The sequence below is a fragment of the Micromonospora sp. NPDC023956 genome, from assembly GCF_040639195.1.
In the GTDB taxonomy this organism is placed as follows: Bacteria; Actinomycetota; Actinomycetes; order Mycobacteriales; family Micromonosporaceae; genus Micromonospora.
In genome coordinates, this window is record NZ_JBEZZN010000001.1 from 469,346 (window position 1) to 493,522 (window position 24,177).

13 protein-coding genes are annotated in these 24,177 nt (G+C 73.2%); 5 read left to right on the forward strand and 8 right to left on the reverse strand.

What is annotated here, in order from left to right:
• Positions 1–89: 89 nt before the first annotated feature.
• Entirely contained in the window at positions 90–1,025 is a 936-nt protein-coding gene (locus tag AB0F58_RS01145) for an NADP-dependent oxidoreductase (protein ID WP_357136143.1), read from the reverse strand.
• A 109-nt stretch (positions 1,026–1,134) separates the two neighbouring features.
• Between AB0F58_RS01145 and AB0F58_RS01150 the strand changes: the two genes are divergently transcribed.
• Positions 1,135–2,118 (forward strand): helix-turn-helix domain-containing protein, encoded by a 984-nt coding sequence (locus tag AB0F58_RS01150; RefSeq protein WP_357136146.1) that lies wholly within the window; start codon positions 1,135–1,137, stop codon positions 2,116–2,118.
• A 146-nt stretch (positions 2,119–2,264) separates the two neighbouring features.
• Positions 2,265–2,861: a hypothetical protein gene (locus AB0F58_RS01155; RefSeq protein ID WP_357136148.1), complete on the forward strand. Its 597-nt coding sequence runs from the start codon at positions 2,265–2,267 to the stop codon at positions 2,859–2,861.
• Positions 2,862–2,867: 6 nt separating this feature from the next.
• On the opposite strand, the gene AB0F58_RS01160 is transcribed toward AB0F58_RS01155, so the two are convergent.
• From AB0F58_RS01160 to AB0F58_RS01180, 5 genes are all read right to left on the reverse strand, one after another.
• Positions 2,868–3,509, reverse strand: a complete 642-nt coding sequence (locus tag AB0F58_RS01160; protein ID WP_357136150.1) for a hypothetical protein — start codon at positions 3,507–3,509, stop codon at positions 2,868–2,870.
• Complete coding sequence (locus AB0F58_RS01165; protein ID WP_357136153.1) at positions 3,506–5,881, reverse strand: FHA domain-containing protein; 2,376 nt, start codon at positions 5,879–5,881, stop codon at positions 3,506–3,508. The genes AB0F58_RS01160 and AB0F58_RS01165 overlap by 4 nt, the downstream gene beginning before the upstream one ends.
• A 22-nt stretch (positions 5,882–5,903) precedes the next feature.
• Complete coding sequence (locus tag AB0F58_RS01170) at positions 5,904–7,775, reverse strand: protein kinase (protein ID WP_357136156.1); 1,872 nt, start codon at positions 7,773–7,775, stop codon at positions 5,904–5,906.
• 101 nt (positions 7,776–7,876) lie between these two features.
• Positions 7,877–9,409, reverse strand: a complete 1,533-nt coding sequence (locus tag AB0F58_RS01175; RefSeq protein ID WP_357136159.1) for a hypothetical protein — start codon at positions 9,407–9,409, stop codon at positions 7,877–7,879.
• 154 nt (positions 9,410–9,563) lie between these two features.
• Positions 9,564–9,953: a hypothetical protein gene (locus tag AB0F58_RS01180; RefSeq protein ID WP_357136161.1), complete on the reverse strand. Its 390-nt coding sequence runs from the start codon at positions 9,951–9,953 to the stop codon at positions 9,564–9,566.
• Between the two features lie 294 nt (positions 9,954–10,247).
• Here AB0F58_RS01180 and AB0F58_RS01185 point away from each other — a divergent pair, with 294 nt between their 5' ends.
• Both AB0F58_RS01185 and AB0F58_RS01190 read left to right on the forward strand, forming a co-directional pair.
• On the forward strand, positions 10,248–11,969 hold the full coding sequence (locus tag AB0F58_RS01185; RefSeq protein WP_357136164.1) for a class I adenylate-forming enzyme family protein: 1,722 nt from the start codon (positions 10,248–10,250) through the stop codon (positions 11,967–11,969).
• A 100-nt stretch (positions 11,970–12,069) separates the two neighbouring features.
• Positions 12,070–14,202 (forward strand): MMPL family transporter, encoded by a 2,133-nt coding sequence (locus tag AB0F58_RS01190; protein WP_357136166.1) that lies wholly within the window; start codon positions 12,070–12,072, stop codon positions 14,200–14,202.
• A gap of 72 nt (positions 14,203–14,274) precedes the next feature.
• Here AB0F58_RS01190 and AB0F58_RS01195 read toward each other — a convergent pair whose 3' ends face one another.
• Positions 14,275–16,695 (reverse strand): hypothetical protein, encoded by a 2,421-nt coding sequence (locus AB0F58_RS01195; protein ID WP_357136169.1) that lies wholly within the window; start codon positions 16,693–16,695, stop codon positions 14,275–14,277.
• A gap of 39 nt (positions 16,696–16,734) precedes the next feature.
• Complete coding sequence (locus tag AB0F58_RS01200; RefSeq protein ID WP_357136171.1) at positions 16,735–18,378, reverse strand: fatty acyl-AMP ligase; 1,644 nt, start codon at positions 18,376–18,378, stop codon at positions 16,735–16,737.
• 177 nt (positions 18,379–18,555) lie between these two features.
• On the opposite strand from AB0F58_RS01200, the gene AB0F58_RS01205 reads away from it, so the two are divergent.
• On the forward strand, positions 18,556–24,168 hold the full coding sequence (locus tag AB0F58_RS01205; protein ID WP_357136174.1) for a type I polyketide synthase: 5,613 nt from the start codon (positions 18,556–18,558) through the stop codon (positions 24,166–24,168).
• Positions 24,169–24,177 lie beyond the last annotated feature (9 nt).

The window sequence follows — 24,177 nt, forward strand, 5'->3', positions numbered from 1 at the left end:
CGCCGGCGGAAGGAGGGGCCGGTCCGGGGCGATGTGCCCACGGCCGGCCCGCTGCCCCGTCCGCCCCGAGGAACGGGAGCCGGTCCCGGTCAGTCGACGACGGTGAGGACGATCTTGCCAGTCGTACGGCCGGTCTGGCCGATCTCGTGGGCCCTGGCCACCTGGTCGAGCGGGAGGACCACGGCGACCTCGGGGCGCAGCTGCCCGGCTTCGACGAGCGCCGCGATCGCCTTCATCCCCGCGTGGTCGGGTTCGACGATCGTGAAACCGGCCCGTACGCCAAGGGCGCGCGCCTCCACCGCGAGGTGGGTTTCGGCCGGTGAGGCGAGCGACACCACGATGCCGCCGGTGCGCAGGGTCCGCAGTGAGCGCGGCCCGTAGTCACCCCCGATGGTGTCGATCACGATGTCGATGTCGCTCACCGCCGAGGCGAAGTCGACCCGGGTGTAGTCGACGACCTCGTCGGCGCCGACGCCGCGCACGAAGGCGTGCTTGGCCGAGCGGGCGGTGCCGACGACGTAGGCGCCGGACGCCTTGGCGATCTGGACGGCGAGGTGCCCGACGCCGCCCGCCGCGGCATGGACCAGTACCCGCTGACCGGGGCGCACCTGGGCGGTGTCGACCAACGACTGGTACGCGGTGAGCGCCGCCAACGGGAGCGCGGCGGCCTCCACGTGGGAGAGCGCCGCCGGCTTGCGGGCCAGGTGCCGCGCCGGAGAGGTCACGTACTCCGCGTACGTGCCCGCCGGTTGCGGTAGCCGCGGCATGCCGAACACCTCGTCGCCCGGTTGGAACATCGTCACGCCGAGCCCGACCGCCTCGACGACGCCGGACACGTCCCATCCCAGCCTGACCGGTGTCTCGCCCAGTAGTCCCCCGGTGGCCCGATGCCACAGGTCGGTGGGGTTGACACCGGCGGCGTGGACCCGGACGAGGACCTCCGAGATCCCGGGTTCCGGGCGGTCCACCTCGACCACCCGTAACACCTCGGGTCCCCCGAGCGAGTCCTGGCTGACAGCACGCATGATCATTCCTCTGACTCCATACGGTCGGTGACTGACGCACGACCAACACTGCGGGAGGCGGGCCCGCCCGACGAGTGGCCAGATCGCCAACATGTGAAAGGATCTGGCCATGCATCGCGTCGTCGTCCTGGCTGTCGAGGGTGTCTACCCGTTCGAACTGAGCATCCCGGTCCGGATCTTCGGCACCGCGACGGGCGCCGACGGTGACCCGCTCTACGAGGTGATCACGTGCAGCCTCGACGGTGACCCGGTCCGGACGAGCGCGGACTTCGCCCTGGCGGTGGAACACGGGGCCGAGGCCCTGGGCGCGGCGGACACCCTGGTGATCCCGCCGTTCGTCTGCGGCCCGACCGAGGACCAGACCTGGCTTCCCGACGGGCTGACCGAGGCGTTCACCGGTCTCCGACCGGGCGTCCGGATCGTGTCGATCTGCACCGCGTCGTACGTCCTCGCCGCACTGGGTCTGCTCGACGGCCGCGCGGCGACGACGCACTGGAACGAGGCCGACCGTTTCCAACGGATGTTCCCGCAGGTCAAGGTCGATCCGGACGTGCTGTTCGTCGACGACGGGGACGTGCTCACGGCCGCGGGGGTGGCCGCCGGAGTCGACCTGTGCATGCACCTCGTACGCCGCGACCACGGCAGCGAGGTCGCCAACCGGGTCGCGCGCCGGTGCGTCATACCGGCCTGGCGCGAGGGGGGTCAGGCGCAGTTCATCGAACGTCCGGTACCCGAGCCCTCGGCGGCCACCACGTCCACCACCCGCGACTGGGCGCTCGGCCAGCTCCATCGGCCGCTCTCCCTGGCCGAGCTGGCCGATCACGCGCGGATGAGTGTGCGGACGTTCTCCCGGCGCTTCCGGGACGAGGTCGGCCTGACCCCCGGCCAGTGGTTGACCCAGCAACGCGTCGAACACGCCCGTCGACTGCTGGAGTCGACCGACCTTCCGGTCGACCGCGTCGCCGGCGAGGCGGGATTCGGAACGGCCGCCTCGTTGCGCCAACACCTGACCACCGCGATCGGCGTGCCGCCGACGGCCTACCGCCACACGTTCCGCGCCGGCCGCCCCGCGCCGGCCGGCGGATCTCGCTGATCGACTCTCCGGCTCGACGGAGCGTGACCGCCCCGGAGCCCCGCCGTGCTCCACGCCGCATGGGCACCGAGGTCCTGCCCCGGTCGAGCACCGACGATGTACCGTCCAGGTCCACGTCGCCAGTCGAGCCGACCGAGAAGGGCACCATGAGCCGCTCCACACCACCGACCACGACCGGCCTGGTCGACACGGACAACGGCCGGCCGGTACGCCGGCACCCGGACACCGGGGCCCACTACGTCCGCAAAGCCGGTTGGCCGCACTTCTGGGGCCGGACCCTGGACGCGCTCGTGGTGATGGTGGTGGCCGGGGTCCTGATGGGCACGGTCCACACGGCCAACCAGGATTTCGCGCTCGGTCGCCTCGGCACGGCCATGTCCGCCAGCACCGGCGTGTACGTCGCCGTCATGGCCGCCGTCTGGTTCGTGGTCGTCGTCGCGTACGGCATGGTCTGGGGCTCGGTCGGCAGCCTCGGGGACGCCGTCGCCGGCATGCGCTCGGTCAGGATCGCCAACGGGAAGCGGTCCGGTGCCTGGCGGGGAGGCTGGCGGGCCTTCTGGTGGTCCTTCGCCCCCTTCTACCTGCTGGTGAGCATCGCCGCTGCCCTCGAGGGCAGCGGCGGGGACACCTTCGACTCCCCGTACACCGCCGTCGACCTCCGCTCCGGCCTGGCCCGGGGCCGGGCGCCGGTTCCCGACCCGACGGCGGCACCCCGCCCGGCTGCGCCCACCAGGGCGGCCTGAGCCGTCTCAGGGCTGCCCGGTCACGACCTCGCCGGTGATCGCACGGGAGCGCTGCGCGACGGCCGCGCTGATCGGGGCCAGCGCCGGAAGCTGCATGGCCTGCGGGCCGAAGATCAGCCAGGCGACCGCCACCGCGTACCACGGTGCCGCCGGCCCGTGCAGCATCAGCGGGTTGCCCTCCTGGTAGCGGAGGATGAACGACCACTGGGTCAGGTCGGCGGTGAGTTCGACGACCCCGTTGTGCCAGAAGCTCAGCAGGTTGCCCTGGTAGTCCCCGAGCAACCGCTCGTTGGTCAGGATCATCCGCACCTGGGCCTGGTCCCGCCACTGCGCCGCCGCCATCGCCTGCGCCCGGCTACGGGCACTGGCGTTGCTGATCGCGTCACCGGCCATGCCGGCCAGCACGAAGCCCGTCGAGCCGAACCAGAAGTGGCTGCTCTCCCGGTACTGCACCGTGGTGCCGTAGAAGCGTGCGTAACCCAGCGGCGTGTCGCTGAAGATCATCTCGTCCTGGCCCAGCCGCATCCCGGTGGGGGGCAGGGCGACCAGTTGACCACCCCGCGCCAGGTGTTCGTACAGCTGGCAGGCACTGCTCCAGCCGTCGCGCAGCACGGCTTCGAAGGCGGCGGCCGAGTCTTTGCGGTTCACGTGCGCTTCCTCCGGCTCTCCAGTGCGGGTTCGTGGCGGCGCAGCGCCCACCGCACCGCCACGGTCAGCAGTACGGTCTGGCCGGCCAGGACGGCCATCGCCCAGCCCCAGGCACCGGTGGTGTGCGCCCAGAGCGCGTCCGGCGCGGGCTTCAGCATAATCGCGCGTAGGTCCACCGTGGACGCGGCGGCGGCGTAACCCCAGCGGGCCGGGGCCAGCCAGGAGAGCTGTTCGATGCCGGTGCGCCCGACCACGGCGAACAGCCCGCCGCAGAGCACGAGCTGCGCCATCACCAGCCCGACCAGCACCGGCATCGTCTGCTCACTGGTCGACACGTACACGCTCACCAGCAGCCCCAGCGCGGTGGCGGCCAGCGTGGTCAGCCAGATCACCACGATCAGCTCGACCAGCGGCCCGCCCAGGACGACCGCCTCGGACGGCGCCGGCCGGCCGACCAGGCCGAGCAGGACGAACAGGGCCGCCTGGAACGCGTTCAGCACCGCGAACACGGCGAGCTTCGCGCTGAGGTAGGCCCCGGGCGCCAGGCCCACCGCCCGTTCCCGGCGGTAGATGGCCCCCTCCCCGACGAACTCCCGGATCCCGCCGGCCAGCCCGATGAAGATCGCCCCGGTGATCAGGATGACCAGCAGCTCGGCGGCCTCGGTGCTGCGTCCGGGCGGTTGGGCGGGGACCCCGAGACCGTCGGCTCCGGGGACCACGTGCAGCAGGGCGGCGAGACCCACCGGCAGGCCCAGGGAGAGGGCCGCGTACAACCGGTCGGCGAGGGTGACGGCGACCGTACGGCGGCTCAGGATCGCCATCTGCCGCCACCAGCCCTGGCGCGGCGGCGGCGCGGCGGCCACCGCCCGCTCGGCCGACGGGGCGGCCCCGGCCGCCGCGCGGGTGGCCGCGAACCGGGCGGCCCAGACGTCCGGCTCGGCGGCGACCGCGGTGAACACGTCGGCGTACTCGGCCGCCCCGAAGAAGTCGAGCAGCTCGTCCGGCGGGCCGAAGTAGGCGACCTTGCCGCCCCGGGCAAGGACGAGCACCCGGTCGCACACGTTCAGGTGCAGCGGGCTGTGCGTCACCACCACGACGGTCCGGCCCCGGTCGGCCAGCTCGCGCAGGCCGTGCATCACGTCACGGTCCAGCGCCGGGTCGAGCCCGGAGGTCGGCTCGTCGAGGAAGAGCAGCGACGGCTCGGTGAGCAACTCCAGGGCCACCGAGGTGCGCTTGCGCTGTCCGCCGGAGAGCGTGTCGATCCGCTGGTCGGCGTGCGCGGTGAGGGCGAGTTGGTCGAGCACCTCGTCGATGCGCCGGTCCCGCTCCGCAGGCGTCACGTCGGCACCGAAGCGCAGCCCGGCCGCGTAGCGCATCGCCCGGCGTACGGTCAGCTGGCGGTGCAGGATGTCGTCCTGCGGCACCAGGCCGATGCGGTGCCGCAGGTCGGCGTACTCGGCGTAGAGGTCGCGGTCCTGGTAACGGACCGTGCCCGCCTGCGCCGGGCGGTTGCCGGTCAGCGCCCCCAGCAGCGTCGACTTGCCGGCACCGCTCGGCCCGACCACCGCCAGCAGACTGCACTCGTCCAGCGCGAACGAGACGTCCGCGAGCAGGTTCCGCGCGCCGACGGTGACCCGCAGCCCCTCGGCGCGCAGCGACACCCGGCCGGTGTCGACGTAGTCGTGCAGGGCGATGCCGTCGAACACCATCTGGTGATGCCCGAACGAGAGGAGGTCGCCGGCGGAGAGCACCGCCTGCTCGACCTGCCGCCCGTCGACGTACGTGCCGTTGCGCGTACCCAGGTCGACGACGCGGAACCCGCTGCCGTCCCGGACGAGGTCGGCGTGGTAGCGGGAGACCAGCAGATCGTCGAGGACGATGTCGTTGTCCGGCGCCCGTCCGACGCGGATCCGCTCCCCGACCGGATAGCTGGCCGAGGGGGTCCGGCCCAACGCGAACCGCGCGCCGCAGGGCGGCTCGACCCCCGGTCCGCCGCCGCCCGGCCCCACCTCGGTCGGCGGGCCCGGCTGCGCCGGACCGGTCCCCGTCGGCGCGACGGCGGGGGCTCCTTCCGGCCGGAAGGTGAGCACCGGACCGTCGACGGCGTCGCCGATCCGCACCGCGCAGGCGGCCGTGATCTCCACCTCGTGCACCTGACGGCCGTCGACGAACGTGCCGTTGCGGCTGGCGAGGTCACGCAGGTGCCATCGTCCGCCCCGGTGGGTGAGTTCCAGGCGCTCGCGGGAGGCCCGCGAGTCGTCCAGGACGACCGGGCAGAGCGGGTCACGGCCGATCCGCAGTGGCCCGCCGGCCGCCGTGACCCGGCGTTCCCCACCCTCGCCGGGTATGCCGACCAGCAGGTCGGCGCTCACGCCGGCACCGACCCCGGGGCGGTCACCGGCCCGCCCTGGGTTTCGGCAGCCGCTTGGCCATCGACGTCGCCATCTTGATCAGGTCGCTCTGGTAGCTGCCACTGGTGTAGTCGTTCTGGATCGCGACCTGGAGGAGCACCTGGCCCGAACGAACGAAGATCATCGCGTAGACCCCGCTGGATCCGTCGCCGGCCGTGATCCCGAACGACTCCTGGCCCAGCTTCGGTACCGTGAACGGCTGCCAACCGCACCGCTCGGCCGACGTGCGGACGGCGTCGAGGAACGGGTCGGCCGCGTTGCCGTAGAAGCCGGCGACCGCCGAGCCGAGGTACGGGTACTGACCGCTGCTCACCCAGTAGCCGTTGCTGCTGTGCGCGCCGATCGCGTCGCCGCGCACGGTGCCGTCCGCACAGAGCGTGAGCTTGGTCAGGCCGTTGTGCAGCGGTTCGGCGGTCGTACTCGACTTGACCGAGTCGCGCTCGGTCCTCATCGCGGACGCGACGTCGGCCACCGACAGCAGCACGGGCTCCAACGCGGTCACCGCCGGTGGCGGGGAGGCACGGTCGACGCTCGGGGTTGGACTCGGATCGAGACCGCCGGGCAGGTTGCCCTGCGCGAGGTTCCACACCGACGGTACGCAGCAGGCGGCGACGAGGACCGCCGCCACGATTCCGATCACCAACGGGAGCTTGGACTTCTTCCGGGCGGGCGCCCCGGGGAAGCCCGCCGGTCCCGCGCCGGGCGGCAGGGGGTACGCCGACGGGCCGGGCGCCCCCACCGGCCGGGGTCCGGGTGGCAGCGGGTAGTTCGACACCGCCGGGCTGCCCGACGGCGGGGAACCGGGTGGCCCGGAGGTGGGCGGCAGCGACCGGTTCGGCGGCCCGGAGGTGGGCGGCAGCGGAGAACCGGGCGGCAGCGGGTAGCCGGAGGGCGCGGAGGTGGGCGGTCCGGACGTGGGCGGCAGCGGGTGCTGCGGCGGTCCGGAGGTCGGCGGCGGAGACGCCGGTGAGGCACCGCCGACCGAGGTCTCCGGCGGTGCGGTACGCAGGGCCCTGACCCAGGACGCCGCAGCCGCCGGCCGCCGCTCGGCGGTCACCGCGACCATCGACAGGATCCCGCGGACCGTCCGGTCCTGCCCCGCGCCGAGCGAGGCGGTGAGTTGCCGGGTCATGCCGTCGGTGTCGCCGGGGACCGGCACCTCGGCGGTCAGCGCGTAGAAGACGGTCGCGCCGAGGGCGTAGCGGTCCGTGGCCGGGGTGTACTCGCCCCGCGCCAGGGACTCCGGTGCCATGAACGGTGCCGTGCCGTACACCCGGGCGGTACCGCTGGTGCTGCGCAGCCGGACCAGCCCGAAGTCGACGAGGTAGGCCCGTCCGCTGCCGGAGACGAGAATGTTGGCCGGCTTGATGTCCCGGTGCAGAACCGGTATGCCGTCGGTGTCCTGGCCGCTGTGCAGGTAGTCGACGGCCTCGGCGATCGGTTCGAGCGGCCCGAGGACGTCCAGCCCGCGCACCGTACCGCTCTCCAGCATCTCCTGGAGGCTGCGGCCCTCGATCCACTTCATGACGAAATACAGTCGCGGCGCGCTGTCCGTGCTGGCCGTCCCGGCCGGGTGCGGCGGCGGGCCGACGAAGACCTCCTTGACCTTCACCAGCGCCGGGTGTTCGAGCTGGGTCGCCAGCGCCGCCTGGAGCCGGAGGCCCTCCAGGCCGCGATCGGTCTGGTCCTCCGCCGGCACCCGGAGGATCTTCACCGCGTACGAGAACACCACGTCCCCGTGGTGCTCACGAGCCCGCCAGACCTCGCCCTCGCCACCGGCGGCGCGCCGCTCGATCAGCTCGTACCGGTCCGGCGCGTCCGGTGGTCCCGCGTAGTTGTACTGCCCATCCGACACGGCGGCCATCCTGCCAGCGCCGTACCGGCGAGCACAAAACCGCGTCCGTGCCGACCCGACCGTCCGAAAGGGGTCGGTCACGGCGCCCGCCCCCGGGTAGGCTATCGCTCCTTGAGGCGGCGGTTGACCTCTTCGGACAGTCGCCGGTTGAGATCGGCCAACTGCTCGTCGGTGTACCGGGTCAGGTCGACCGGACCGGTGTCACCGTTCGCCGGCTGCTCCTGCTGTTTCTGCTGCTCCCGGCGTTGCAGTTCCTGCTCCTCCGGCGAGCCGGGGGCGGCGTACGCGCAGCGGACCAGGGTGCCGTCGGCGTTCTTCAGGCAGGTCGCCTCGCGGCCGTTGATCTGGCCCCGGCCCTCCACCCGGTAGCGGATGCTCTGCTCGCTGCCGAGCGTGGCGGTCCACGTGGTGCCGCCAGTCGGCACCACCTCGAACACCTGGTCGTCGTTCCAGCAGCAGACGTCCCGGTACTCCGCCTTGATCAGGGCGGCGATGGCCTGCGGCGACGACCAGGTGGGGCTGAGCCGGTGCACGGTCAGCGGGGCGAGACCGTCGCGGGAGTGCCGGGTCGGCACCACCGACACCGCCACCACCGAACTGGCCTCGCCCTGTGGGGTGAGCGGGGTGACGTACACACTGCGGCCACTGCCGTCGCGGTGGCGCAGGGTGAACTCCGACTCGTTGCCCTCGTTGGCGCCGTCCTCGGAGGCGTCCCAGCCGCTACGCTCGAACCACCAGTCGGCGAAGCCGCCGACCGCGGCGGTGCCCTCCCGCTGCCGGGCGGCGAGACTGATCGGATAGGACGGTCCGGGCACCTCGGCGGTGACGTCGGTGACGGTGACCTTCCCGGTCGCGCCGTCGTACAGCGCCACGCCGGCCGGCCGTTCCGTCACCACCAGGATGCCGGTCTGCCGCTTCAGCGGCACCACCACGACGGGAGTGTCGCCCTGGCAGTAGACGTAGGCGTCCTCCTCGGAGAACCGCGCCCCGCGCCGCTCGGCGGCGATCTTCCGACCCAGGTTGTGGGTGAACCAGCCGCCGATCCGCGCGGACGCCGACTCGTCGAACCGGCACCGCTGCTGCGCCCGGCTGGTGCCGCCGAGCGGCACCTCCTGCACCAGGCCGACCTCGTAACCGGTCAACCAGCCGCGCCGCTCGACCAGGATGGCGAACCGGTCGGAGTCGGGCAGGTAGCTGACGTCGCTGATCTCGCCGGTCACGTCGCCCAGGTTGGGTGCGGCCTGCGCCTCGCCGACCACGTACGGCGGGCGTGCGGTCAGCTCCGGCACCGGATCGGTCACCACCCGCATGGTGGTCACGTACGCCCGGTCCTGGAGGTATTCGCCGTAGACCAGCCAGAGCCCGCCGAGGGCCAGCCCGACGGCGGCACCCAGCCAGCCCAGGGCGACGCTGCGGCCGATCGCGCCCCGGCCCCCGCCGCGCCGACGGGTGAGCAGCCGCACCAGGGCCGGCACCCCGGCGAGGAGGCCCACCAGGGCTGCCGCCAGCAGCCAGGGCAGGAGTTTGCGCAGCTCCCAGACGAGGAGGGTGGTGACGTACGAGGCGTACCACCCGACAGCGCCGAGCAGGAGGAGCAGGAGAACCGGTGTACCCACCCGCAGCGCCCGATCCATCGACACCCCTCCCGGTGAACCCGACCGGTCCGATCCTAGTTCGGACGGTCGGGTTCACTGTCGTGAGTGTCGGCATGACGCCCCGTACCGTCACCGTCCCTCGTCGAGCGGAACCGCGTCACCGTGCCGGCACCGTCACGCCGAGGGGATTCGGTCAGCAGCTGACCGACGCCGGGGAGTACGAGACGAGCGTGTCGAAGCTGGCCTTCGCGCGGCACTGCCCGCGCTCGGCAGGGTCCGTGAAGTAGGCGGTGGCGGCCGTACCGTCGGCGGCCTGCTGCAGGTAGTAGAGCGCGTCCGGCTCCTCCTGGTACGGGCCGGTGGGCGTCACCGCCCGCTCGAGGGTGATGTCGATCGAGCCGCTACAGCCCCCGGTGAGCTTGGCGAAGGCGGTCTGCATCCCGATGGAGTAGTAGAGGTTGGTGACCGTCAACGAGCACGCCGTGCTCCGCTCGGGTGCCACGGTGGCGGCCGTGACCGGGGTTGCTCCGGCGATCAGACCCCCGGCGAGCACGGCCGCGCTGGCGAGACTGCGGATACGCATGGTTGTCCTCCCAGGTGGAACGATGTAGGAAACTTTTACCGACAGCAGAATCCTGGCAAAGAAACGCCGACCGGGGAAGCCCCTCCGGCGCACCGGCGGCCGGACCCGGCGGAGGGACGCGAATGCCCCACAGGGGTCGGCCGGTCCGGAGGTCGGCCGTATCGAGAGCAGATCGTCATCCGTCCAGACATGGTCTACCCAGGACGATGTCGATATGGTGAACGATCATCCTCAGGCCGACGATGGTCGATCCTCGGCCGGCCTCCCCCGCCCCCGAGAACGGAGGACCCGCTCGTGGCTCCATCCGCCGACCCGACGGCCCCCAGCGACGTCGAGCCGCAGCGACCCATCCCGCGGTTCCTGACCGAGTTCACCCCTACCCGGTGGCGCCGCCGGCTCAGTCCGTTCTCGCGCGTACCGAAGCACTCGAAGATGGGCGAGACCTGGCACGTCGCGGCGCAGACCGCGCCGGACGAACTGGTCATCGTCGACCGCCCGGCGGACATCGACCCGGAGGGCCCCGAGGTCCGCACCTACACGCAGTGGGCGGAGCTGGTCGACCGGGCCGCCGCCTGGCTGCACCAGGCCGGCGTCCGCCCCTGGGACCGGGTGGCCGTGCTCAAGGCGAACCACCTGGACATCGTCATCCTGGGGTGTGCCATCGCGCGGATCGGCGCGATCCCCTGCATGTTCTCCGGGTCGTACGGTCCGGAGGCGATGATCCCCATGCTGGAGCGGCTGGAGCGGCCGATCCTGCTGACCGACCGGAAGCACATCGACAAGTGCGGCATCACGCCGCAGGTCGTCGCGGACCTCACCGTCCGGACGATCAGCGTCGACGAGGTCGAGGACCGGCCGGACGTCCTGCGCCTGGACGACTTCAAGAACGCGCCGCCGGTCCAGCCGAACATGCGCGAGTTCACGGAGCCGGTGGTCATCACCCACACCTCCGGCACCACCGGGGTACCGAAGCTGGTCATGCACTCCGCCGAGTCGATCTACGCGATGGCGATCGTGGAAACCGAGCGCTGGCCCCGGTTCGGGCTGCGGCGCAGCGACACCGTGCTGTTCTGCGACCCGTACACCCACGAGCGGCTCACCACGATGCAGTTGGCGATGGCCGCGGTCGGTCCGCGCGTCCTCTACATGTCCGACCCGCTCTCGCCCCGGATCCGGGAGCTGATGGCGGAGCACAAGCCGACCCTCGTCGAGGCGCTGCCGAACATCTACCTCGCGTGGGAGCCGCTCGCCCGCGACCCCGCCGGCCTGTTCAGCAACGTCCGCGAGTACGTCAACTCCTTCGACGCCATCCACACCCGCACCATCCGGACCTTCCTGGCCGCCACCAAGCGGCGGTTCCCGATCTGGGTGCAGTCGTGGAGCCAGACCGAGAACGGCGCGCTGTGCATCCGGCCGTTCTTCCGGTTCGTGGTGCGGCGCCGGGGGCACCGGCCGCCGCCGACCCAGCTGATCGGCTGGCCCATCCCGTTCCACGCGAAGATGCGGGCGGTGGACCCGGAGACCGGCCGGGAGGTCCCGCGCGGGCAGATCGGCATGATCGAGATCGACCAGCCCGGACGGTGCCTCGCCTACGTCGGTGAGCAGGACCGGCACGACCTGAAGTGCAACGGCCGGTGGTGGAACACCGGCGACCTCGGCATCATCAACAAGTGGGGCGCCGTCCGGATCGTGGACCGGGAGATCGACCGGATCCCCAACGGCAGCGCGATCGAGTTCGAGGACCTGATCCTCGACCGGATCGAGTACACCACCGAGGTCGTCGTCCTCCCGGTCGCCGGTGGCCTGCCGGTGCCGGTGGTGAGCACGACCGACGACGTGCCCCTGGACAAGGGCGACTGGGCACGGGCGGTCGCCGACCTCGCCCCGATGGCCGATCCCATCCAGATCCGGTGGGACGAGTTCCCGCGCACCGGCACCTGGAAGATCCGTCGGGTGGAGCTCCGGGAGAAGCTGCTCACCGGCGCCGACGCGATCGGCATCGGGCGCTGGACCTGACCGGCGTCATCCGCTGACCGCACCCCTGCGGCGCCGGTCCCGACCGGGCCGGCGCCGCAGGGGTCGCGCACCGTCACGGTTCGGGTGAAAGGAAACCACGATGTTGGACGTCCTCGGCCGGCTCGCACACCGGGCGCGCTGGTGGGTGATCGCCGGGGCCGTGGTGTTCCTGGCCGCGGCCGGCGCCTGGGGCGCCAACGCCTTCGACGACCTGGCCGCCGGCGGCTTCACCTACGCGGCGAGCGAGAGTTCCCGCGCCGAGGAGGTCGAACGGGACCGGCTCGGGCGCAACGACGCGGACGTCGTCGTGCTGTTCGGCAGCGACCGGTGGACGGTCGAGGATCCCGCGTACCGCGACGCCGTCCGGCAGGTCCTCGACCGGCTCCCGGCCGACACGATCGAAGGTGTGGCGGACTACTGGCGGACCAACGAGGCCGCCCTGGTCAGCACCGACCGGCGGGAGACGTTCGCGGCGGTGCAGGTCGCCGGGGCCACCGAGAACGACCGGCTCACCAACTACCTGGCCGTCCGGGACAGCCTGACCAGCCCGGATCTCGACGTGACGGTCGGGGGCCCGCTGGCGCTGGTGGACGACGTCAACACGCAGAGCAAGGCGGACCTGACCCGCGCCGAGGCGCTGGCCCTGCCGGTCCTCTTCCTGCTGCTGGTCCTCATCTTCCGCAACCTGCTGGCGGCGCTGCTGCCGGTGCTGGTCGGCGTGCTGGCGATCGTGGGCTCGTTGGCCGGTCTCCGACTGCTGGCGCAGGTCACCGACGTCTCGATCTTCGCCGTGAACGTGGTCACCCTGCTCGGCCTCGGGCTGGCCGTCGACTACAGCCTGTTCATGGTCAGCCGGTTCCGGGAGGAACTCGGCGCGGGCCATCCGGTGCCGCAGGCCCTGCGGCGGACCATGGCCACCGCCGGTCGGACGATCGTCGTGTCCGCGGTGACCGTCGCGCTCGCCCTGGCCAGCCTGGCCGTCTTCCCCCAGGTCTTCCTGCGCTCCATCGCGGTCGGCGGGGTCGTGGCGGTCCTGCTGGCCGGGTTCTTCTCGTTGACCGTGATGGCCGCGATGCTCGCCCTGCTCGGTCCCCGGCTGCGGGAACGTCGACGCCGACCGGCCGGCGCCGACCCGGACTCCGGCGCGTGGGCGCGGATCGCGCGGACGGTGATGCGCCGACCGGTACTGGTCGCCGGCGCGGTCATCGCCGTCCTGGTGCTCCTCGGCCTGCCGTTCCTGCGCATCTCCTACGGCTGGCTGGACACCCGGGTACTGCCCGCGACGGCGGAGAGCCGGCAGGTGCAGGACACCCTGGAGGAGTCGTTCCCGGACAGCGTCACCCGGCCGATCGACGCCATCGTCACGCTGGACGGCCCGGCGGCCGAGCCCACCGGCCGGGCGGAACTCGCCGCCTACCTGGACCGGGTGGCCGCCCTGCCCGAGGTACGACAGGCGGACGTCACCGGCCTGGCCGCCGACACCGCGCGGGTCACCGTCCGGTTCGACGTGGAGCCGATCTCCGCGCAGGGACGGGAGCTGGTCGACGCGGTGCGTGCCGTCGAACCGCCCGGTGGCGCCACCGTGCTGGTCGGGGGCGACGCCGCCGGCTTCGCCGACCTGATGGACATGCTCACGTCCCGTCTGCCGTGGATGGCGCTGCTGGTCCTGGTCACCACGTTCGGGCTGCTGTTCCTCTCCTTCGGTTCCCTGGTGCTGCCGGTCAAGGCGATCCTGATGAACGTGCTGAGCCTGACCGCGGCCTTCGGCGCGGTGGTCTGGATCTTCCAGGACGGCCACCTCGACGGGCTGCTCCGGTTCACCTCCACCGGCAACATCGACGTGGTGCAACCCATCCTGATCTTCGCGGTCGCGTTCGGCCTGTCGATGGACTACGAGGTGTTCCTGCTCTCCCGCATCCGCGAGCACTACGACCTGGTGGGCGACAACACCGAGGCGGTCGCGGTCGGGCTGCAACGCTCCGGGCGGATCATCACCAGCGCGGCCCTGCTGCTGGTGGTGGTGATCGTGTCGTTCGCGACGTCGAGCGTGCTGGTCGTGAAGATCATCGGTGTCGGGTTGGCCATCGCCGTCGTCGTCGACGCCACCATCGTGCGGGCGCTGCTGATGCCCGCCACCATGCGGCTGCTCGGCCGGCTCAACTGGTGGGTGCCGGGGCCCCTGCGACCGCTGTACCACCGGTGGGGCATCCGCGAGGGTGGCCCGGCCGACTGAGCGACGGTCCCCCTCCCCCGTCGTCCGGGGTCCGGGTGGGCCGGCAGCCGCCCGCCCACCCGGACGACCCGGTCAGAAGATCAGCGCCCGGCCGAGGCCCATGTCGGTGAGCCGGGTGGAGTGCACCGTGCTGGTGACCTCCAGCGCCTTCTGGATCCGCTCCTCCGGGGTGGTGTCGACCAGCCGGCGTCCGTCCCAGATCTCGTAGTCACCGATCATCTCCAGGTGCGGCGCGATGCCCTCCTGGAACCAGTTCTCCCAGCGGTTGAGCTGGTCGGCCACGGGCAGCTGCTCCCAGAGCCGCATGCCGCCCCGGATCAGCTCGACCAGTCGTTCCTTCTCGTCGGGGTGCTGTTGCAGGTGCTCGCGGATGATCGAGGTGCCGACGGCCAGGTGGCGTACCTCGTCGATGCCGGCGCCCTTCTCCATGTCCGCCATCCGGGGGTCGAGCGGGCGCCACTTGCGTTCGCTGAGCTCGAACGACGGGGCGAGGAACCCCTCCACCAGGATCGTCAGCAGCACCACGCCACCGAGGAAGTCCTGCTGGTCCCGCACGATCGGCATCCCGAGTTCCTCCAGCGGGTCGAGGATGCCGGCCTTGTCGGCCGCGGTCTGCTGGGCGATGACGTCCGCGACGTCGTGCTCGTCCACGCCGAGGTTGCGCAGGTGGTTACGGAAGATCATGGCGTGCCGGGTCTCGTCCATGAGCTGCGTGGCGTAGAACTCCGCCGTCGTGGAGTCCGGCGCGCACGCCACGATGTACCCGATCGCGCGGGCGGCCCGTTCCTCGGCCAGTGCCCGGAACGCGACCTCCTGGACGAGCGCGTCCCGCAGGGGGCCCGACTCGCGGAGGAAGTCCGGGGTCTCCAGCCCCGGTGCGTAGCCGACGATGTTGCCGCGCAGTGTCCGCTGGGGAACGTTGGCGAACCAGTACCGCAGGTCGCAGTCGCGCGGGGTGAGCCGCAGCCCCTCCGCCCCGTCGAACAGGGAGGTCGCGTTGTCCCAGTCGGCGGCGTCGTCCGCCGTCATCGTCGACCCTCCGGCGACGCGGGGCGTCTCGGCCTGGGCGACGACGTACGGGGTCGTGGGACGCGCGAGCGAGGCGGGCCGGGCGACCGGGGCGGACCCGGCCGGGACGGCCGTGGTGGCGGGCGCCGTCGACGCGGCGGGCGGGGCGGACCCGGCCGGGACGGCGACCGGGGCGGACCCGGCGCTCGGCGTCCGGGCGGGCTCCGAAACGGCGGCCGGCACCGGCTGCGGCGCGCGGACCGGTGCGGGGGGCGAGACGGGGTGCGGCTGCGGAGCCGGCGCGGGAGGTGGCTGCGCGGACGGCGCGGCGGCGGTCGGACCGGCGTCGGACATCAGGAACGGACCGCTCCCGTCGAGGTAGTCGACCATCGCCGCCGCGACGCTGCCCCGCGACGGCGGATGGAACGCGACGCACTGGCACGCCGCGATCAGGTAGGCCACGTCGGGAGAGCCGATGAACGCCATCCCGCCGAGCATCTCGACCGCCTGCCGGGCGGCGTCGGCGATGGCGTCCTGCGCACCGTAGCGGGCCATCAGCACGCGGGCCAGCGCGTCGTTGTCCGTCTCACCGGCCATCATGGCGCGGGCCGCACCCTCGAGCAGCTGCGTCGCCGTCTCCAACCGGGTGCCCAGGGCGGCCCGGTCGGTGACCGCGCCACGGCGGGCGGCCAGGGCACGTTCCACGAGCGCGCTCGCCATCCCCAGGTACGAGGCCGTGATCAGCAGCTCGAACCAGATGAAGCCGGTGGTCTGCAGGTCGTCGAGCATCCCGTCCGGACCGTTCTCGGTCGGGATGACCAACTCCTCCTCGATGTAGACGTCGGTCAGCCGGACCTCGTCGCTCTCCGCGCCGGCGAGCACGCTGCTGCCCCAGAACGGGTGCCGCGTGATGCCGCGCAGCGTGGCCGGCATAAGCAGGAACGCGGTCTGTGGTTCGCCGTCCGGCCCCGGCACCGCCACGCTCGCGGTGAGCAGGTCCATCGAGTGGCTCAGGCTGCACGGCTTCTTGGTTCCGTTGATCCGGTAACCACCCGGGGCCGGGGTCGCCGTCATCGTGGGGGCGAGGATCCCCTGGGCCGGGCGCCCCTCGGCGAACCCGGACGAAACCAGCAGGTTGCGGCTGGTGATCGCCTCCAGCAGCGCCCACTCCATGCCGGAGTTCTTGATGCTCTCCGCGAAGGTGAACAGCGTCGCCACCGAGAAGTGGTGCATCGTGGTCCCGACCGCCAGCGACGGCGCGTGGGCGCCGATCGCGCGCAGGATCCGTACCGCGTCCAGCGGGGTGGCGCCGAGCCCGCCGTAGTCCTTCGGGATCACCAGGCCCGGACCCCGGCTGGACCGGAACACCGGCAGGGTGGCGCCCCCGGACGCCTCCCGCTGCTCGAACGGGAGCGCCGACAGCCCGTCGATCAACCCCGGCAGGTAGGACTCGCACAGGGCGCGCGCCTGGTCAAGTGATCGCATCGGGGTTCCTCCAGCGGCGGGACGGTCGGGTGGTGGTGGTCAGCCCGGAACGAGGGCGCGGGCCGCCGCACGACGCAGCTTGCCCGACGGCGTCTTCGGCAGGGAACCCGGCGGCAGCACGACGACCGACGCGGGACGGGCGTCGACGTCGGCGACGACCCGGTGGACGACGGCGTCGCGCAGCGCCTTCTCGGCGTCCGGGTCACCGGCGCGCCGCGACTCGACCAGCACCGCGAACGACTCCCGTGCCACGCCGTCGCCGGCCATCAGCCGCACCGCGGCGACGTTGCCGTTCCGGACGCCGTCGACCGAGGCGGCCGCGCGTTCGATGTCGGTCGGGTAGATGTTCCGGCCGCCCATGATGATGACGTCCTTCTCCCGCCCGCAGACGACGATCTGGCCGTCGACCAGGTAACCCTCGTCGCCGATGTCCAGCCAGCCGTCGTCGTCCAGGGCGGTGATCGGCCCCTGCTCGGTGAGGTAGCCCCGGGTGACCGAGTCCCCGCGCAGTTGCAGCCGGCCGACCTCCCGGTCACCCAACTCGGCGCCGGAGTCGTCGACCACGCGGACGGCGACACTCGGCGCGGCGACACCGAGCAGCGGCAGCCGGCGGACCCCGCTGACCTGCCCCTCGCGTACCGGAACCGCGCGCCGGTTCTTCTCCAGCTCCAGGGCGTCGACGGTGTCGAGGAGCATCGGGTCGGACAGGGCCGACAGCGAGACCACCAGGGCGCTCTCCGCCGCGCCGTAGCAGCAGTTGATCCCCTCGGGGCGCAGACCGAACCGCGAACCCGCCGCGACGAACGCCTCCACCGTCGACGGGTCGATCGGCTCCGCGCCGTTGCACGCGGACTTCATCCGCGACAGGTCGAGCGAACCGGCCTCGGCGCGGGCGAGCTGCCGGGTCAGGATCGCGTAGGCGAAGTTCGGCGCGGCCGTGATCGTGCCGCCGTACCGGCTCATCAGCTCGGCCCACACCAGCGGACGGCCGAGGAACTCCGCAGGAGTGACACTGACCAGCTCGGCGCCGCTGAACATCGGGAGCAGCAGGCAGCCGACCATGCCCATGTCGTGGAAGAGCGGCAGCCAGCTCACCACCACGTCGGAATCGCCGCACTCCAGACTGGCCACGGTGTCGACGAGGTTCGCACGGAGGTTGCGGTGGGTGATCTGGACCGCCTTCGGCTCGGCGGTCGAGCCACTGGTCAACTGGAGTAGCGCGGTGTCGTCCTCGGCGGCCGGCACGACGGTGAACTCCCGGTCGCTGTCGAGGTCAGCGATGATCCGGTGGGCGATGCCCTGCTCGCGGAGCACCTCGGCCATCGCCTCGAACGGGGCGCCCACCAGCACCAGGCGCGCGTCGATCATACGGAGGACACGCAGCGTGTCGTCCCGCCAGACAGCCAGGTCGGTGCGCGCGGTGGGCTGGTGCAACATGGTCACGCTGCCGCCGGCCAACCAGACTCCCTGGGCGACCTGCGCGACCTGGCCGGGGTCGCCGGCCAGGACCGCGACCGCCTCACGGGCACGGAGTCCACCCTCGACCAAGGCCGCCGCGGTGCGCCGCGCGGCGGCGTGCAGTTCGCCCCAGCTCCGCCGCACCGGATGGTGCGGCGCACCGGTGACCATGCCACGCGGCGAGCGGGCGGCGGTGTCGACCACGGTGTCGACGAAACGACTCATGACGGTCGCGCCTGGATCATGGGCCACAGGATAGGTCAGCCGTACCGACGGTGACCATAGGCGACCGAGATGGGATTGCCGGCGGTCGCCAGTTGTGCCGATCGCCGCCCCCGATGGAGGATGGGGCGCCGCTCGGTGGGTGGGTGCCGGGTGACGTGCGCGGAGAGGTGGCGACCGGTGGGTGACCCCGACAAGCAGTGGTGGCTGGACGTCGTCCGCACCGAGGCGGCGGCCGTGCTCGGCCGCTCCCGTGCCGACGTGCCGGCCGACGGGGCCTTCGCCGACCTGGGCTTCGACTCGCTGAGCGCGCTCGAACTGGCCGAGAGACTGTCCGACGCCAGTGGGCTCTCGCTCTCCGGCACGCTCGCCTTCGACCACCCCAACCCGTCCGCCCTCGCCGGGTACCTGGCGGAGCGGGCCGGCGGCCCGACCGGAGGAGCCGGGACCACCGACCTGTCCCGCCCGGGGGGCGGGGATCCGGCCGGTGCCGCGCGGGTGGCGGACGATCCCGTCGCCATCGTGGCGATGGCCTGCCGCTTCCCGGGCGGGGTGTCCACTCCGGACGCGTTCTGGGCCGACCTTCTCGACGGCCGCGACCGGATCGGGCCGTTCCCCACCGACCGGGGCTGGGACCCGGACGTGTTCCACCCCGACCCGGACCATCCCGGCTCCACGTACGCCCGGCACGGCGGATTCCTGCACGACGCGGGTGACTTCGACGCCGGGTTCTTCGGCCTGTCGCCACGGGAGGCCCTGGCCACCGACCCGCAGCAGCGGTTGATGCTGGAGATCTCCTGGGAGGCGCTGGAGCGGGCCGGCGTCGACCCGCGCGCCCTGCGGGGCAGCCGCACCGGTGTGTTCACCGGGGTCATCGGCAACGACTACGCGCCGCGCCTCGGTGCCGTCCCGCCCGAGGTCGGCGGCTTCCTGCTGGCCGGCAACGCGTCCAGCGTCGTCTCCGGCCGGGTGTCGTACACCCTCGGCCTGGAGGGGCCGTCGCTGTCGGTGGACACCGCCTGTTCGTCGTCACTGGTCGCGCTGCACCTGGCGGCCCGGTCGCTGCGCGCCGGCGAGTGCACCCTCGCGCTGGCCGGCGGGGTGACCGTGCTCGGGACACCGCTGGTCTTCACCGAGTTCAGCCGCCAGCGCGGGCTCTCCCCCGACGGGCGGTGCCGGTCGTTCGCCGCGGCGGCCGACGGGACCGGATGGGCCGAGGGCGCCGGGGTGCTGGTCCTCGAACGCCTCGCCGACGCCCGCCGCAACGGTCGCCGTGTCCTGGCGATCCTGCGGGGCAGCGCGGTCAACTCCGACGGGGCGTCCAACGGACTGACCGCGCCCAACGGACCGTCCCAGCAGCGGCTGATCGCCGACGCCCTCGCCGACGCGGGGCTCGCGCCGTCCGACGTGGACGCGGTCGAGGCACACGGCACCGGGACCCGGTTGGGGGACCCGATCGAGGCCGAGGCGCTGCTCGCGGCGTACGGCGCCGGGCGACAGGACGCCCTCTGGCTCGGGTCGGTCAAGTCCAACATCGGCCACACCCAGGCGGCGGCCGGCGTGGCCGGTGTGATCAAGATGGTGCTCGCGCTGCGACACGGCCGGCTGCCCCGCACGCTGCACGTCGACGAGCCGACCCCGTACGTGGACTGGTCGGCCGGCCCGCTGCGGCTGCTCACCGAGGAACAGCCCTGGCCGGCCGGGACCGAACCGCGCCGCGCGGCAGTCTCGTCGTTCGGGATCAGCGGCACCAACGCGCACGTGATCCTGGAGGAGGCGCCGCCGGAGCAACCGACCGGGCAGGCCGGCGGAGAGCCGGCGGCGGGGCCGCTGGTGGTCTCCGCGCGGACCGTGGCCGCCCTGCGGGCGCAGGCCGGACAGCTCGACACCTTCCTCTCCGCCCACCCGGAGCTGCCGTTCGGCGTGGCGGCGGCGGCCGCCGCCACGCGTACCCGCTTCGAGCAGCGCGCCGTGGTCCTCGACCGGGACGGCCTCGCCGCGCTCGCCGCCGGGCGGGACACCGCGACGGTGGTGACCGGTACGGCAACCGAGGGCAGGCTGGCCCTGGTCTTCTCCGGGCAGGGGTCGCAGCGACCGGGGACGGGACGGGATCTGGCGGCGGCGGAACCCCGGTTCGCCGCAGCCTTCGACGAGGTCTGTGCCGCCCTGGACAAGCACCTGGACCGTCCCCTCCGGACGGTCCTCGACGACCCGGAGCTGCTGGACCGGACCGGGTACACCCAGCCGGCCCTGTTCGCCGTGGAGGTGGCGCTGTACCACCTGCTGCGGCACTGGGGGGTCCGGCCGGACGCCGTCCTCGGCCACTCGGTCGGGGAGATCGCCGCCGCGCACGTGGCCGGTGCGCTGTCGCTGGACGACGCCGCCCGGCTCGTCGTCACCCGGGGCCGGTTGATGCAGGCGCTGCCCGCCGGTGGCGCGATGGTGGCGATCCAGGCCACCCCGGACGAGGTGGAGCCGCTGCTCGCCGACTCCGCACCGGGGGTCGGTATCGCCGCGGTCAACGGCCCGTCCTCGGTCGTGGTCGCCGGCCCGCAGGACGCGGTCCAGCAGGTGGCCGACGCGTTCGCCGCCCGGGGCCGCAAGACCAGCCGGCTGCGGGTCAGTCACGCCTTCCACTGCGCCCTGATGGACCCGATGCTGGCGGAGTTCGGCGAGCTGGAGGCGGGACTCGTCCACCGGCCGCTGGAGATCGCCCTGGTCGCCAACGAGACGGGACGGACGGTCGAGGCGATCACCCCCGGGCACTGGAGCCGGCACGTGCGGCAGCCGGTGCGGTTCGCGCAGAGCGTGGCCGGGCTCCACGAGCAGGGGTTCACCCGGTTCCTGGAGGTCGGACCGGGCGGGGTGTCGTCCGCCATGGTGCTCGACTGCGTCGAGGGCCGCGACGCCGCCGGGGATCGCACGGTCGCCGTGCCGCTGCTGCGGACCGGCCGGGACGAGGCCGCATCGGTCCGGGAGGCGCTGGCCCACCTGTTCGTCCGGGGCGTGGACGTCGACTGGGCCACGGTGGTCGGTGGGACCGCACCGCACGTGGAGCTGCCCACCTATCCGTTCCAGCGCCGGCGGTACTGGCTCACCCCGTCGGTCCGGCCGCTGCTGGGGGAACCGGTCGAGGTGCCGGCCGCGTCGGGTCGCGGCGGGCTGCTGCTGACCGGTGAGCTGTCGATCGCCGCGCAGCCGTGGCTCGCCGACCACCGGGTCGGGGGCACCGTCGTGGTACCGGGTGCGCTGCTGGCGGAACTGGCGGCACGGGCCGGCGACCACGCCGGCTGCCCCGAGGTGGTCGAACTGCTGTTGCAGACCCCGCTGGTGCTTCCGGAGGCCGGTGTCGTCGAGACCCGGGTGGTCCTCGCCGAACCGGAGAGCGGCGGGACGCGCCCGCTGACGATCCACGCCCGCCGCCCGGACGGGCCGTGGACCGCGCACGCCACCGGAGCGGTCGCCCCGGTGCGGACCAGTGACGCCACCCGGCTGCGGATCTGGCCGCCGCCGGGAGCGACGCCGCTGGACACCGAGGGGCTCTACGACCGCCTGCGCGCCGTCGGCTACGACTACGGTCCGGCGTTCCGGGGCCTCGGGCGGGCGTGGCGGCGGGGCGACGAGGTCTTCGCCGACGTGACGCTACCCGCCGGGGCGACCGGCACGGACGAACCGTTCGCGCTGCACCCGGCCCTGCTCGACGCGTCGCTGCACGCGCTCGGTCTGCTCCCCGACGGCGGCCCGGACGGCACGATCGCACTGCCGTTCAGCTGGACCGGCCTCCAGGTGCACGCGCCGGACGCCACGACGGTGCGGGTCCGGCTGACCCGCGTCGCGGACGGCGTCGCCGTCGTCCTCGCCGACCCCTCGGGCGCGCCGGTCGCCTCCGTCCGGCAGGTCGCGCTGCGGCCGGTCGCCGCCGACCGGCTCGCCGCCGCGCCCACCGCCGGTACGACGGGCGGGTCGTACGAGCTGCGGTGGGAGCCGGTGGACCCGGCCCGGTCCGCAGCCCCGGTGGTGTGGCTCGACGAGCTGGCAGCCTCCGAACGGGTTCCCGACGTGGTCTTCGCCGAACTCCCGGCGGGTGGTGCCGAACCGCACGACGTGGTCTCGGCGGCGCTGCACCTGGTCCACCGCTGGCTGGCCGAGCCCCGGTACGCCGCCGCCCGGTTGGCGGTGGTGACCCGGGGGGCGGTCGGTGACTCCCCTCGGGACCTCGCCCAGGCGGCGGCGTGGGGGCTGCTGAGGTCGGCGCAGTCGGAACATCCCGGCCGGTTCGTCCTGGTCGACTCGGACGACGCACCGCAGTCCCGGTCGGCGCTGGCCACCGCGGGTGCCAGTGGTGAGCCGCAGGTCGCCCTCGACGCGGGCGTCCTGCTGGTGCCCCGGCTGCGACCGGCGGCCGGCTCCGGCACCTCGCCCGCACGGGTCGCCGACGGTCCGGGACCGCGTCCGTGGAACCCGGACGGCACCGTCCTGGTCACCGGCGCGACCGGCGCCCTCGGTCACCTCGTGGTCCGACACCTGGTCGAGCGGGGCCGGGCCCGGCACCTGGTGCTCACCTCCCGGCGGGGGCCCGATGCCCCCGGTACCGCCGACCTGGTCGGCGAGCTGGAGAAGGCGGGTGCCGAGTCGGTGCGCGTGGTGGCGTGCGACGTCGCCGACCCGGCCGCCCTGGCCGACGTGCTCGGGTCCGTGCCCGCCGAGCATCCGCTCACCGCGGTGCTGCACCTGGCGGGTGTGCTCGACGACGGCGTGGTCGAGTCGCAGACGGCGCAGCGGGTGGCCGCGGTGCTGCGGCCGAAGGCGGACGGCGCACGACAGTTGCACGAGCAGACCAGGGAGCACGACCTGGCGGCGTTCGTCCTGTTCTCGTCCGCCGCCGGGCTGCTCGGGTCGCCCGGCCAGTCGGGTTACGCGGCGGCCAACGCCTACCTCGACGCCCTCGCCCAGCACCGGCGCACGCAGGGGCTGCCGGCGCAGTCCCTGGCCTGGGGACTGTGGGAGCTGACCGACGGCATGGCCGACCAGGTGAGCGCCGCCGGACTGCGTCGGATGCGGGAGATCGGGCTGCTGCCGCTGCCGGTGCAGCGCGGGCTGGACCTGCTGACCGACGCCCTCGACGCGGATCCGCCGACCCGGGTCCTCGCCGAGGTCGACACCGCGTTGCTGGGCCGGCACGACCGACGGACGGTGCCGGCCGTCCTGCACGGTCTGCTGGCCACGGCTGACCGGCCCGGCGCCGGGGTCGCCGTCGCGGACCTCCCGGCCGACCGGGGCGGACCCGGCTCGGCCGGTGGCGGGGCTCGGCCGGACGGCTCGGACCTCGCCCGCACCCTGTCCGGGCTGCCCGCCGCCGACCAGGACCGGGTGCTGCGGGAGGTGGTGCTCGCCGAGATCGCCCGGGTCCTCGGCCACTCGTCCGGCGACGACCTGGACAGCTCGCGGTCGCTGCCGGACCTCGGGTTCGACTCGCTGACCGCGGTGGAGTTGCGCAACCGCCTGGCCACCGCGACCGGGCTCACGCTGCCGGCGACGTTGGTCCTCGACTATCCGAACGTGCGCGAGCTGGTCGGGTACCTGCGGGGCGAGCTGCTGCCCGAGCGGGCGACCACCGCGCTCGGCGTGCTGGAGGACCTGACCCGCCTGGAGTCCGACCTGGCGAGCCTCACCCTGGACGGGGTGGCCCGCAAGCGGCTCACCGACGCCCTCGGTCGACTGGTGTCGACCGTGGCCGCCGGTTCGGACAAGGTCGACGCGGCGAAGGACGACTTCTTCGACCTGCTCGACTAGGTGCTCCGC

Bases quoted from the DNA above. Each gene is read 5' to 3' on its own strand.
- AB0F58_RS01175 (WP_357136159.1), bottom strand. From the start codon at position 9,409: ATGGATCGGGCGCTGCGGGTGGGTACACCGGTTCTCCTGCTCCTCCTG.
- AB0F58_RS01180 (WP_357136161.1), bottom strand. From the start codon at position 9,953: ATGCGTATCCGCAGTCTCGCCAGCGCGGCCGTGCTCGCCGGGGGTCTG.
- AB0F58_RS01195 (WP_357136169.1), bottom strand. From the start codon at position 16,695: ATGCGATCACTTGACCAGGCGCGCGCCCTGTGCGAGTCCTACCTGCCG.
- AB0F58_RS01200 (WP_357136171.1), bottom strand. From the start codon at position 18,378: ATGAGTCGTTTCGTCGACACCGTGGTCGACACCGCCGCCCGCTCGCCG.
- AB0F58_RS01150 (WP_357136146.1), top strand. From the start codon at position 1,135: ATGCATCGCGTCGTCGTCCTGGCTGTCGAGGGTGTCTACCCGTTCGAA.
- AB0F58_RS01145 (WP_357136143.1), bottom strand. From the start codon at position 1,025: ATGCGTGCTGTCAGCCAGGACTCGCTCGGGGGACCCGAGGTGTTACGG.
- AB0F58_RS01190 (WP_357136166.1), top strand. From the start codon at position 12,070: ATGTTGGACGTCCTCGGCCGGCTCGCACACCGGGCGCGCTGGTGGGTG.
- AB0F58_RS01155 (WP_357136148.1), top strand. From the start codon at position 2,265: ATGAGCCGCTCCACACCACCGACCACGACCGGCCTGGTCGACACGGAC.